Source organism: Streptomyces sp. NPDC004111 (genome assembly GCF_042874215.1).
Taxonomy (GTDB): Bacteria; Actinomycetota; Actinomycetes; order Streptomycetales; family Streptomycetaceae; genus Streptomyces.
In genome coordinates this window covers 171,219-183,642 of the sequence record NZ_JBIAMU010000014.1, presented here as the reverse complement: position 1 = coordinate 183,642, position 12,424 = coordinate 171,219, and the positions used below count along the sequence as shown (strand labels likewise).

At 73.2% G+C, this 12,424-nt stretch carries 9 protein-coding genes; 6 read left to right on the top strand and 3 right to left on the bottom strand.

The window, feature by feature from the left end; genetic code table 11:
* Window positions 1-29 precede the first annotated feature (29 nt).
* Window positions 30-689, top strand: a complete 660-nt coding sequence (locus tag ACFYVL_RS26715; RefSeq protein ID WP_389249037.1) for a PepSY domain-containing protein — start codon at window positions 30-32, stop codon at window positions 687-689.
* Here the strand turns inward: ACFYVL_RS26715 and ACFYVL_RS26710 are convergent.
* From ACFYVL_RS26710 to ACFYVL_RS26700, 3 genes are all read right to left on the bottom strand, one after another.
* On the bottom strand, window positions 575-1,939 hold the full coding sequence (locus tag ACFYVL_RS26710) for an MFS transporter (RefSeq protein WP_389249035.1): 1,365 nt from the start codon (window positions 1,937-1,939) through the stop codon (window positions 575-577). The genes ACFYVL_RS26715 and ACFYVL_RS26710 overlap by 115 nt on opposite strands.
* A 211-nt stretch (window positions 1,940-2,150) precedes the next feature.
* Window positions 2,151-3,107 (bottom strand): methylmalonyl Co-A mutase-associated GTPase MeaB, encoded by a 957-nt coding sequence (gene meaB, locus ACFYVL_RS26705; RefSeq protein ID WP_389249034.1) that lies wholly within the window; start codon window positions 3,105-3,107, stop codon window positions 2,151-2,153.
* 100 nt (window positions 3,108-3,207) lie between these two features.
* On the bottom strand, window positions 3,208-4,419 hold the full coding sequence (locus ACFYVL_RS26700; protein ID WP_389249032.1) for an acetyl-CoA C-acetyltransferase: 1,212 nt from the start codon (window positions 4,417-4,419) through the stop codon (window positions 3,208-3,210).
* Between the two features lie 138 nt (window positions 4,420-4,557).
* Between ACFYVL_RS26700 and mce the strand changes: the two genes are divergently transcribed.
* The 5 genes from mce (at window position 4,558) to ACFYVL_RS26675 (ending at window position 12,362) form a co-directional block, all read left to right on the top strand.
* A complete protein-coding gene (mce, locus tag ACFYVL_RS26695) occupies window positions 4,558-5,007 on the top strand; it encodes a methylmalonyl-CoA epimerase (protein WP_389249030.1) in 450 nt (149 codons plus the stop codon).
* 273 nt (window positions 5,008-5,280) lie between these two features.
* A complete protein-coding gene (scy, locus tag ACFYVL_RS26690) occupies window positions 5,281-9,411 on the top strand; it encodes a polarized growth protein Scy (protein ID WP_389249028.1) in 4,131 nt (1,376 codons plus the stop codon).
* Window positions 9,412-9,635: 224 nt separating this feature from the next.
* Window positions 9,636-10,577: a cellulose-binding protein gene (locus ACFYVL_RS26685; protein ID WP_189826712.1), complete on the top strand. Its 942-nt coding sequence runs from the start codon at window positions 9,636-9,638 to the stop codon at window positions 10,575-10,577.
* 86 nt (window positions 10,578-10,663) lie between these two features.
* Window positions 10,664-11,590, top strand: coding sequence for an ABC transporter ATP-binding protein (locus ACFYVL_RS26680; protein WP_389249026.1), 927 nt, complete (start codon window positions 10,664-10,666; stop codon window positions 11,588-11,590).
* Between the two features lies 1 nt (window position 11,591).
* A complete protein-coding gene (locus ACFYVL_RS26675; RefSeq protein WP_389249024.1) occupies window positions 11,592-12,362 on the top strand; it encodes an ABC transporter permease in 771 nt (256 codons plus the stop codon).
* The last annotated feature ends 62 nt before the right edge of the window (window positions 12,363-12,424 follow it).

The window sequence follows — 12,424 nt, the reverse complement described above, 5'->3', positions numbered from 1 at the left end:
GAGCGAAACCCGTACGACGGAGGAATCCCATGCTGAAGCGCAAGTACGTCATCGCCGCCGCGGCCGTGGTGGTGCTGGCCGGGGCGGGCACGGCGACGGCACTGACCGTGTCCGGCGACGACGGCCCGGCGGCCACGACGTCCGCCGGGGCCGCGGGAGCCGCGGGAGCCGCCGGGCACGCGAACGGCAACGCGGCGAAGGCCGTCGCCACCGCCGTCTCCGCCGTCCCCGGCACGGTGACCGGCGTGGACCTGGAGGACGACGGCCGGGAGTGGGACGTCGACGTGTTCGGCAAGGACCACAAGTGGCACGACGTGACGGTGGACGCGGCCGGCACCAGGGCGGTCGGCGACCGCCTCGACGACGACAACGAGGGCCGCGACAGGAACGCCCCGCGCGGCGCCCCGGTCACCGTCCGGCAGGCCATGGACGCCGCGCTGAAGGCGGTTCCCGGCCGGGTGACCGAGGTGGACCTGGAGCGCGGCCACTGGGAGGTCGAGGTGCGCGGCGCCGACGGCCGGCACAGCGATGTGAACGTGGACGCGCGCACCGGCGGGGCGAAGGTGGTCAAGGATCAGGACTCCGACGACGACCGGGCCGCCGGGACGTCCGGGTCCGCCGGGGACGACGGCCGGGGCACGGCCGGCACGGACCCGTCGTCCGCCTCGGACACCGACGCGGACGACTGACCCCCCTGCGCGGCACCCCGCTCACCCTGCCCCTGTCTCCCCTCGCTCCTCCTGCTCCCCTTGCTCCCCTGGCTCCGCGCGAGGAGCCCCACTGCCGCCGAGCAGAGCACGGGGACGGCGACGAGTACGAAGCACAGGGGCAGCGGCAGTCGTCCCACCAGCAGCCCGACGGCCGCCGTCCCGATCGAACTCCCGCCGTTCATACCGGCGTTGACCCAGGCGCCGGCCCGGGTGCGGGAGCCCGCACCGGCGGCCTCGTCGGCGATCAGATAGGCCCCGGTGATCACCGGGGCGATGAACAGCCCGGTGACGACGGCCGCCGCGACCAGGACGGGCACCCCCGGGGAGAGCCCGGCGGCGCTCAGGGCGAGCCCGAGCGCGAGGCCGGTGAACGCGAGCCGCGGCCGGGCCCGCGAGCGCCAGTTGACGGCCCCGTTGGCGAGGCCGCCGACGGCACTGCCGACGGAGAGCCCGGCAAGCACCCAGGCGACGGCCTCGGGCCTGCCACGGCCCTCGGTGAAGGCCACGCTCAGCAGTTCGGCGCCGCCGAGCACGATGCCGGCCCCGAAGGCCACGGCGACCGGCAGGGCGAGCCCGGGAATCCGCCCGCGCCCTTTCGTGGCGCCGCCCGCGCCGGAGGTGTCGCGGTCGGTGTACGCGGCGACCGGCGAGGCCACCATCGCGGCGGGCCCGACCAGGACGAGCCCCGCCGCGAGCAGCAGCCCCGCCGGGGGCGAGGCGGCCACCACCAGAGCGCCGACGATCAACGGGCCGGCCATGAAGAGGAGTTCCTCGGCGACCCCGTCCAGGCTGTAGGCCCGTTGGAGCATCGCCCGGTCGGGCATCAGCCGCGACCAGAGCATCCGCATGGTCGGCCCGAGCGGCGGACAGCAGCACCCGGTGGCGGCGGCGGTCACCCCGATGAGCAGGGCCGGGGTGCCGGGCGTCCAGCAGACGAGGGCGAGCACGCAGAGCAGGAGGGCGTAGACGGCCGAGATCGGCACGAGCGCGCGCCGCGGACCGAACCGGTCGACGAGCGCGGCCCGCGCGGGCGAGAGCAGCACGCTGCAGGCGCCGAAGACGGCGGAGACGGCACCGGAGACGGCGTAGGACCCGGTGGCGCCCTTGACGGACAGGACGAGCGAGAGCGGCAGCACCCCGTAGGAGAGCCGCCCGAGCAGGGCGGCGGCGAAGGTGCGGGAGGCTTGCGGGGTACGGAGGACAGCGGCGTAGGAAGCCTTGTCGGACATGAATGTTCCTCGGGCTGGAGCGGGCACACCGAACGACCACGTCGGCCGCGCACAGCGGCGGACGGGAATCAGATTTCGGAGCGGCTCCTATACCCGGACGAGAAACACAGCCAGCAACCTACAGGCCCCCCGGGGCCCGGGGAACCCACCGGGGCGCGGGAGCACCGCCGGAGCGCGGGCAGGTGCCCGCGCTGCCGTGGCTCCCCCTCGTTCACCCCTCCGTGACGCCCGCGACCAGTTCGTCCGCCGCCGCGTAGGGGTCCAGTTCTCCCGCCACGATGCGTTCGGCCAGGGCGCCCAGTCTCCGGTCGCCGCGCAGGTCACCGATCCGCTCCCGCAGCGCGGTGACCGCGATCGTCTCCACCTCGTGCGCGGCGCGGGCGGCGCGCCGCTCCGCGAGCACGCCGCGCTCCTCCATCCAGGCGCGGTGCTTCTCCAGCGCCTCGACGACCTCCTCGACGCCCTCGCCGCGCGCGGCGACCGTCTTGACGATCGGCGGGCGCCAGTCGCCGGGGCCCCGGGACTCGCCGAGGCCGAGCATGTGGTTCAGCTCGCGGACCGTCGCGTCGGCGCCGTCGCGGTCCGCCTTGTTCACGACGTACACGTCGCCGATCTCCAGGATTCCGGCCTTGGCCGCCTGGATGCCGTCGCCCATCCCGGGGGCGAGCAGCACCATCGACGTGTCGGCCTGGGCGGCGATCTCCACCTCGGACTGGCCGACGCCGACCGTCTCGACCAGGATCACGTCGAAGCCCGAGGCGTCCAGGACGCGGATCGCCTGCGGGGCGGCCCAGGCGAGGCCGCCCAGGTGGCCCCGGGTGGCCATGGAGCGGATGTAGACGCCGGGGTCCGAGGCGTGGTCGGCCATCCGGATCCGGTCCCCGAGCAGCGCTCCGCCGGAGAAGGGGGAGGACGGGTCGACGGCCAGGACGGCGACCCGCTTGCCCGCCCGCCGGTAGGTGGCGACCAGCGCCGACGTCGAGGTCGACTTGCCGACGCCCGGGGAGCCGGTCAGCCCGACCACGTACGCGTTGCCCGCCAGCGGCGCCAGTGCCGCCATCACCTCGCGGAGCTGCGGGGACGCCCCCTCGACCAGCGAGATCAGCCGGGCCACGGCCCGGGGCCGGCCCTCCCGGGCCTGCTCGACCAGCGTGGGGACGTCCTGCATCAGTTGGCTCCGCTCCGTCGACGCGCGGGGGTCCCGCGCGTACGTTCCGCAGGTGCGTGCGCACACCGCGCACGCACCACCTCCCCCGTCCTGCGGGCAATTACTTCCCGGGCACCCGCACGATGAGCGCGTCGCCCTGGCCGCCGCCACCGCACAGGGCCGCCGCGCCGACACCGCCGCCGCGCCGCTTCAGCTCCAGGGCGAGGTGCAGGACGAGGCGGGCGCCGGACATGCCGATGGGGTGGCCGAGGGCGATGGCGCCGCCGTTCACGTTCACCTTTTCCGGGGAGACGCCCAGGTCCTTCATTGACTGGACGGCGACGGCGGCGAAGGCCTCGTTGATCTCGATCAGGTCGAGGTCCTCGACGCCCAGGCCCTCCTTCTTCAGCGCGTGCGCGATGGCGTTGGAGGGCTGCGACTGGAGCGAGTTGTCCGGGCCCGCCACGTTGCCGTGCGCGCCGATCTCGGCGATCCACTCCAGGCCGAGCTCCTCCGCCTTCGCCCGGCTCATGACGACCACGGCGGCGGCGCCGTCGGAGATCTGCGAGGCCGTGCCCGCGGTGATCGTGCCGTCCTTGGTGAAGGCGGGACGCAGCTTGCCGAGCGTCTCGACGGTGGTCTCCGGGCGGACGCCCTCGTCCTGGGAGACCAGTACCGGGTCGCCCTTGCGCTGCGGGACCTCGACGGGGGTGATCTCCGCCGCGAAGAGGCCGTTCTTCTGCGCGGCGGCGGCCCGCTGGTGGGACTGGGCGGCGAAGGCGTCCTGGGGGCCGCGCTCCAGGCCGAGGCGGCCGTTGTGCCGCTCGGTCGACTCGCCCATGGGGATGTTATCGAAGGAGTCGGTGAGACCGTCGTACGCCATGGCGTCGAGCATCTCGATGGCGCCGTACTTGTGGCCCTCGCGGGACTTGGGCAGCAGGTGCGGGGCGTTGGTCATGGACTCCTGGCCGCCCGCGACCACGATGTCGAACTCGCCCGCGCGGATCAGCTGGTCGGCCAGCGCGATGGAGTCCAGGCCGGAGAGGCAGACCTTGTTCACGGTGAGTGCCGGGACGTTCATCGGGATGCCGGCCTTGACGGCGGCCTGGCGGGCGGGGATCTGGCCCGCGCCCGCGGTGAGCACCTGGCCCATGATCACGTACTGGACCTGGTCGCCGCCGATGCCCGCACGCTCGACGGCCGCCTTGATCGCGAAGCCGCCGAGGTCGGCTCCGGAGAAGGACTTGAGGGATCCCAGCAGACGGCCCATGGGAGTACGGGCGCCCGCCACGATGACGGAGGTGTTGGGAGTCGTTCCGGGAGTTCCAGGCATGAGGCTCGGCCCCTTGGGAGGTTGTGAGTGAACGAGGGTTTACTTGAATGTACTGACGCGGTCCGCGCCCGTCATCGGCCATCGAGTGTGATCGCGCGCACGTTGCGTAACCACCGTCAACCGCGCTGCACTGGACGCATGCTGACGCGAATCGACCACATCGGAATCGCCTGCCACGACCTCGACCGGACGGTCGAGTTCTACCGGGCCACCTACGGCTTCGAAGTCTTCCACTCCGAGGTCAACGAGGAGCAGGGCGTCCGGGAGGCCATGATCAGGATCAACGGCACCTCGGACGGCGGCGCCTCCTACCTCCAGCTCCTGGAGCCCACCCGCCCGGACTCGGCGGTGGGCAAGTGGCTGGCGAAGAACGGCGAGGGCGTGCACCACATCGCCTTCGGCACCGAGGACGTGGACGGGGACGCGGACGACATCCGCGGCAAGGGGGTTCGCGTCCTGTACGACGAGCCCCGCACCGGCTCGATGGGCTCCCGGATCACCTTCCTGCACCCCAAGGACTGCCACGGCGTACTGACCGAACTCGTCACCGCCGCCCCGCCCGCCCCCGGTACCCCCGACGAGCACTGAGCGCAACCGGGACCGGAGTACTGAGGAGGACCGCTGACCCCCGCCCGACCCGGCCGGTAGAGTGGGCCGTTCCGGGCCGGGGCCGGGATCAGGGCCTGCGACTTGTGGCCCGCTGTTGATCTGACACCATTCCCCGGAGGCCCGCCCGCTGACAGGGTGGGACCGTACGGCAGGTGGGTTCACGAGGTGGCGGCGCGACGGCGTCACGGAGTGACTCACCACAAACAGAGTCACGACAGACAGTTGCGACCAGGGGACGGATGGGACCGCGCAGTGCGGGGCTACGAACGCCAGGAGAGCCCTCAGCGGGCTGAGTCCGACCATCTCTCGCGGTTCGAGGCCGAGATGGACCGGCTGAAGACCGAGCGGGAGAAGGCGGTCCAGCATGCCGAGGACCTCGGCTACCAGGTCGAGGTGCTGCGCGCCAAGCTGCACGAGGCGCGCCGCAACCTCGCGTCCCGGCCTGCCTACGACGCGGCGGACATCGGCTACCAGGCCGAGCAGTTGCTCCGCAACGCGCAGGTGCAGGCGGACCAACTGCGCACCGACGCCGAGCGGGAGCTGCGCGACGCCCGCGCGCAGACCCAGCGCATCCTCCAGGAGCACGCCGAGCACCAGGCGCGGCTGCAGGCGGAGTTGCACCAGGAGGCGGTGACCCGCCGCCAGCGCCTGGACCAGGAGCTGGCCGAGCGCCGGCAGACCGTCGAGTCGCACGTCAACGAGAACGTGGCGTGGGCCGAGCAGCTGCGCGCCCGGACCGAGGCGCAGGCCCGCCGGCTCATGGAGGAGTCCCGCGCCGAGGCCGAGCAGGCCCTGACCGCCGCCCGCGCCGAGGCGACCCGGGTCGCCGAGGAGGCCCGGCAGCGGCTGAGCGCCGACGCGGAGTCCGCCCGCACCGAGGCCGAGGCGACGCTGCTGCGGGCCCGCAAGGACGCCGAGCGGCTGCTGACCGCCGCGTCCACGCAGGCGCAGGAGGCCACCGCGCACGCCGAGCAGCTGCGCACCTCCACCACCACCGAGTCCGACCAGGCCCGCAAGCAGGCCGCCGAGCTGGGCCGGGCCGCCGAGACGCGGATGCAGGAGGCCGAGACGGCGCTGCGCGAGGCCCGGCTGGAGGCGGAGAAGGTCCTCTCCGAGGCGAAGGACGCCGCCGCCAAGCAGCTGGCCGGCGCCGAGTCGGTCAACGAGCAGCGCACCCGTACCGCCAAGTCGGAGATCGCCCGGCTGGTCGGCGAGGCCACCAAGGACTCCGAGGCACTGAAGGCGGAGGCCGAGCAGGCCCTCGCGGACGCCCGCGCGGAGGCCGAGCGGCTGGTGACCGAGGCCGCCGACAAGGCCCGCACCGTCGCCGCCGAGGACTCCGCCGCCCAGCTCGCGAAGGCCGCCAGGACGGCCGAGGAGGTCCTCACCAAGGCGTCGGAGAACGCCCAGGAGACCACCCGCAAGGCCGCCGAGGAGGCGGAGCGGATCCGTCGCGAGGCGGAGGCCGAGGCGGAGCGGCTGCGCGGCGACGCCGCCGAGCAGGCCGACGAGCTCAAGGGCGCCGCCAAGGACGACACCAAGGAGTACCGGGCCAAGACGGTCGAGCTCCAGGAGGAGGCCCGCCGGCTGCGCGGCGAGGCCGAGCAGCTGCGTGCCGAGGCCGTCGCCGAGGGCGAGCGGATCCGGGGCGAGGCCCGCCGGGAGGCCGTCCAGCAGATCGAGGAGGCGGCCCGTACCGCCGAGGAGCTGCTGACCAAGGCCCGTACGGACGCCGAGGAGCTGCGGGCGACCGCGGGCGCCGACGGCGAGCGGGTCAGGTCCGAGGCCACCGAGCGGGCGAACGCCCTGCGCAAGCAGGCCGAGGAACTGCTGGAGCGCACCCGCGCCGAGGCCGAGGAGCTGCGCACCGAGGCCGAGGAGCACGCCGGGCTCGCGAAGGCGGAGGCCGAGGAGTCGGTGCGGTCGCTGCGCGAGGAGGCCGACCGGGCCATCGAGGCGCGCCGCACCGAGGCCACCGAGGAGCTGGAGCGGCTGCGCGCCGAGGCCGAGCAGCGGGTGACCGCCTCCGAGGAGGCGCTGATCGGCGCCCGCGCGGAGGCCGAGGGTATCCGCCGGGAGGCCGGCGAGGAGAGCGACCGGCTGCGCGCGGAGGCCGCCGAGCGGGTCCGTACCCTCCAGGCGCAGGCCGAGGAGGAGGCGGAGCGGCTGCGCACCGAGGCCGCCGCCGACGCCTCGCAGTCCCGTGCCGAGGGCGAGAACGCGGCCGTGCGGCTGCGCACCGAGGCCGCCGCGGAGGCGGAGCGGCTGAAGGCGGAGGCGCAGGAGAGCGCGGACCGGGTGCGCGCGGAGGCCGCCGCCGCGGCGGAGCGGGTGTCCGGCGAGGCCGCCGAGGCGCTGGCCGCCGCGCAGGAGGAGGCCGTACGGCGCCGCCGGGAGGCCGCGGAGACCCTGGAGGGGGCCCGCACCGAGGCCGAGCGCGAGCGCACCCAGGCCCGCGAGCAGAGCGAGGAGCTGCTGGCCTCCGCCCGCAAGCGGGTCGAGGAGGCGCAGACCGAGGCGCAGCGTCTGGTGGAGGACGCCGAGCGGCGGGCCTCCGAGCTGGTGTCGGCCGCCGAGCAGACCGCCCAGCAGGTGCGGGACGCGGTGGCCGGGCTCCAGGAGCAGGCCGAGGAGGAGATCGCCGGACTGCGCAGTGCCGCCGAGCACGCGGCGGAGCGCACCACGACGGAGGCGCAGGAGGAGGCGGACCGGGTCCGCTCCGACGCGCACGCCGAGCGGGAGCGGGCCGGCGAGGACGCGAGCCGGGTCCGCGCCAGGTCCCAGGAGGAGTCCGAGGCGGCCAAGGCGCTCGCCGAGCGCACCGTGGGCGACGCCATCGCCGAGGCGGAGCGGCTCAGGTCGGACGCGCAGGAGCGCGCCCAGCAGCTGCGTACCGAGGCGTCGGACGCGCTCGCGGCGGCCGAGGAGGCGGCGTCGAAGTCCCGGGCGGAGGCCCGCGAGGACGCCAACCGCATCCGCAACGACGCCGCCGCCCAGGCCGACCTGCTGATCGGTGAGGCCCGTACGGAGGCCGAGCGGGTCCGGGAGGAGGCCGCCGAGGCGCGTACGGCCGCCGACCAGGAGGTGGCGCGGCAGCTCGCCGAGGCGACCGGGGAGGCCGAGCGGATCACCGCGCAGGCCGCCGCCACGCTCAGCTCGGCGGAGCAGGACTCCGAGCGGCTGCGCGGCGAGGCCCAGCAGGTGCGCGACGAGGGCGAGGCGGAGGCCGAGCGGCTGCGGGCGGCGGCCCGTGCCGACGGCGAGCAGGTGCTCGACGAGGCCCGCAAGGCCGCCGACAAGCGGCGCACGGACGCCGCCGAGCAGGCCGACACCCTGATCACGGAGGCCGTGGGCGAGGCGGACAAGCTGGTCGCCGAGGCGACCACGCAGGCCGACCGGCTGGTCTCGGAGGCCACCGGCGAGGCCGAGCGGCTGCGCGCGGAGGCGGCGGACACGGTGGGCTCGGCCCAGCAGGCCGCCGAGCGGATCCGGACCGAGGCTGCCAAGCACCGCGAGGACTCGGACTCGGCCGCGGAGCAGCTGCTGGGCGAGGCGCGCGCGGAGGCGGACCGGCTGCGGGACGAGGCGCGCGAGGCGGCGTCGAAGCGCCGCGCGGACGCCGCCGAGCAGGCCGACACGCTGGTCGCGAAGGCCCAGGAGGAGGCGCTGCGGGCGGCCACCCAGGCCGAGGAGCAGGCGGACACGATGGTCGGCGCGGCCCGCAAGGAGGCCGAGCGGCTGGTCTCGGAGTCCAAGGTCGAGGGCAACTCCCTGGTGGAGCGGGCCCGTACGGACGCGGACGAGCTGCTGGTCGGCGCCCGCCGGGACGCCACCGCCATAAGGGAGCGGGCGGAGGAGCTGCGGGCCCGCCTGGAGGGCGAGATCGAGGAGCTGCACGAGCGGGCGCGGCGCGAGACCGCCGAGCAGATGAAGACCACCGGCGAGCGCGTCGACAAGCTGATGAAGGCGGCCACCGAGCAGCAGGCGGAGGCCGAGGCGAAAGCCAAGTCGATGGTGTCGGAGGCGAGTTCGGAGGCCGGAAAGGTCCGTATCGCCGCGGTCAAGAAGGCCGAGCAGCTGCTCAAGGAGGCCGAGCAGAAGAAGGCCGAACTGGTCCGCGAGGCAACCAAGTTGCGGGACGAGGCGAAGGCCGAGGCGGAGCGCACGGTCGCCGAGGGTCAGCGCGAGCTGGACGTCCTGGTGCGCAGGCGCGAGGACATCCAGGCCGAGATCTCCCGTGTCCAGGACGTGCTTGAGGCGTTGGAATCATTCGAGGCACCGTCCGGGGGCGGCAAGCCGGCCGGCGGCTCGTCAGCGAGCGGCGTCAAGGCCGGGGCGGCGGCGGGCGGGACTCGATCGGGTGGCAAGTCCTCGGACAACTAGCCGGAACGCATGAAGACTCACGTGATTCAGGATTCTGTGATTGAGCTGTGATTCCAGCGAGGTTTGACGAGGTGTTCATCCGTGCGGGTGGCAAGCAGTCCGACGGGTTGCCACTCAAAAGGAGGGTCATTCTCCAGATCAAACCGGCATTGGCTCGATGACACGCCGCTTCGGCCCCTAGGATTCCCCTTATCACCTCACCGGTCTCATTCGACAGGAACCTCATGAGCGACACTTCCGCCTCCCCATACGGCTTCGAGCAGGTGCGGCGTGGTTACGACCGCGGTCAGGTGGACGACCGCATTGCCAAGCTGCTCGCCGATCGTGACAGTGCTCTCGCCCGAATCACCTCGCTGGAAAAGCGCATCGAGGAGCTCCACCTCGAAACGCAGAACGCCCAGGCCCAGGTCAACGACGCCGAGCCGTCGTACGCCGGTCTCGGTGCCCGCGTCGAGAAGATCCTCCGGCTGGCCGAGGAGGAGGCGAAGGACCTGCGTGAGGAGGCACGTCGCGCCGCCGAGCAGCACCGCGAGCTGGCCGAGTCGGCCGCCCAGCAGGTGCGCAACGACGCCGAGTCGTTCGCCGCGGAGCGCAAGGCGAAGGCCGAGGACGAGGGCGTCCGGATCGTCGAGAAGGCGAAGGGCGACTCCGCCCAGCTCCGCTCCGAGGCGCAGAAGGACGCGCAGTCCAAGCGCGAGGAGGCGGACGCGCTCTTCGAGGAGACCCGCGCCAAGGCCGCCCAGGCCGCCGCGGACTTCGAGACCAACCTGGCCAAGCGCCGCGAGCAGTCCGAGCGCGACCTGGCGTCGCGTCAGGCGAAGGCGGAGAAGCGTCTCGCCGAGATCGAGCACCGGGCGGAGCAGCTGCGCCTGGAGGCCGAGAAGCTGCGCACGGACGCGGAGCGCCGGGCCCGTCAGACGGTGGAGACGGCGCAGCGCCAGGCCGAGGACATCGTGGCCGACGCGAACGCCAAGGCCGACCGGATCCGCAGCGAGTCCGAGCGCGAGCTGGCGGCGCTCACCAACCGCCGCGACTCGATCAACGCCCAGCTGACCAACGTCCGCGAGATGCTGGCGACGCTGACCGGTGCGGCCGTGGCCGCCGCCGGTGCCCCGGTGGACGACGAGCCGATCTCCCGCGGAGTCCCGGCCCAGCAGTCCCGCTAGTACCCCTCCGTACCTCGCGTACGGCCTCGGAGCCCCCCGTCACTCCCCCGGTGGCGGGGGGCTCCGTGCGCGCTTAGCGTGGCCGCATGATCGAGGTTTCTGGCCTGACGAAGCGGTACGGCGAGAAGGTCGCGGTGGACGGCCTCGACTTCCACGTGAGCCCGGGGATCGTGACGGGCTTCCTCGGCCCCAACGGGGCGGGCAAGTCCACCACGATGCGGATGATGCTGGACCTGGACCGCCCGACCGCGGGTCACGTACGGATCGACGGCAAGCGCTACACGGACCTCAGGGAGCCCCTGAAGTACGTGGGGGCGCTGCTGGACGCCAAGGCCCTGCACGGCGGCAGGAGCGCGTACAACCACCTGCTGTGCCTGGCGCAGAGCAACGGCATCCCGGCCGCCCGGGTCGACGAGGTGCTGGACACCGTCGGACTGACCGCGGTGGCCAGGAAGCGGTCCAAGGGGTTCTCGCTCGGCATGGGCCAGCGGCTGGGCATCGCGGGGGCGCTGCTGGGCGACCCGGAGATCCTGATGTTCGACGAGCCGGTCAACGGGCTCGACCCCGAGGGCATCCACTGGATCCGCAATCTGATGAAGTCGCTCGCCGCCCAGGGCCGTACGGTCTTCGTCTCCTCGCACCTGATGAGCGAGATGGCGCTGACCGCGGACCACCTGGTGGTGATCGGGCAGGGCCGGCTGCTGGCGGACACCTCGATGGCCGAGTTCATCCGGACCAACTCGCGCTCCTACGTACGGCTGCGCAGCCCGCAGCAGGAGCGGCTGCTCGACGTGCTGCACGAGGCCGGGATCACGGCGGTCAGCGCCGGCAACGGGACGCTGGAGGTGGACGGCGCCACCTCCGAGCAGCTCGGTGAGCTGGCTGCCCGCAACCAGCTGGTGCTGCACGAGCTGAGCCCGCAGCAGGCTTCGCTGGAGGAGGCGTTCATGCAGCTCACCGCGGAGTCGGTCGAGTACCACGCGCACGCGGAACCGACGGGATGGCGGGTCTGAGATGCATGCCGGTTACGTACTGAAGTCGGAATGGACCAAGATCAGGTCGGTCCGGTCCACCGGGACGACGCTCGCGCTTGCCGCGGTGTTCACCATCGGGCTCGGTTTCCTGATCAGCCTGCTGTCGAAGAACGAGTTCGCGAAGATGTCCGCGGCGGATCTGCGGTTCGCGGATCCGACGTTCACCAGTTTCGCGGGGACGAGTCTCGGCCAACTCGCAATGATCGTTTTCGGTGTGATGGTGGTCGGCAACGAATACAGCACCGGAATGATCCGCACCTCGCTGGCGGCGGTGCCGCGCCGGGGCACTTTCCTGTTCAGCAAGATCGGAATTGCGGCGCTGCTCGCATTCCTGGTCGCGCTGGTCACCAGCTTCGTGACGTTCTTCCTCGGACAGGCCGCGCTGGGCGACTACAAGGTCTCGCTGAGCGAGCCCGGCGTGCTGCGGGCGGTCATCGGCTGTGCGCTGTACATGACGCTGATCGCGGTGTTCGCGATGGGGGTCACCACGATCCTGCGCTCCCCGATGCTCTCGCTCGGCATCCTGATGCCGATCTTCTTCCTGCTCGCGCCGATCCTGGGCAACGTGGAGGCGACCCGCAAGATCGGCCGGTTCCTGCCCGACCAGGCCGGCAGCAAGATCATGGAAGTGGTCGCGCCGGAGAACGACACCGTGCCCTACGGCCCCTGGGGCGGGCTCGCGATCATGCTGGTCTGGGTGGCCGTCGCGCTGCTGGTGGGATATCTGGTGCTCAAGAAGCGGGACGCCTGAGCGGCCCGGCGGGGCGGGCCGGCCGCACCGGCGGCAGGCCCGCGCACCCAGCGTCCGCAAAC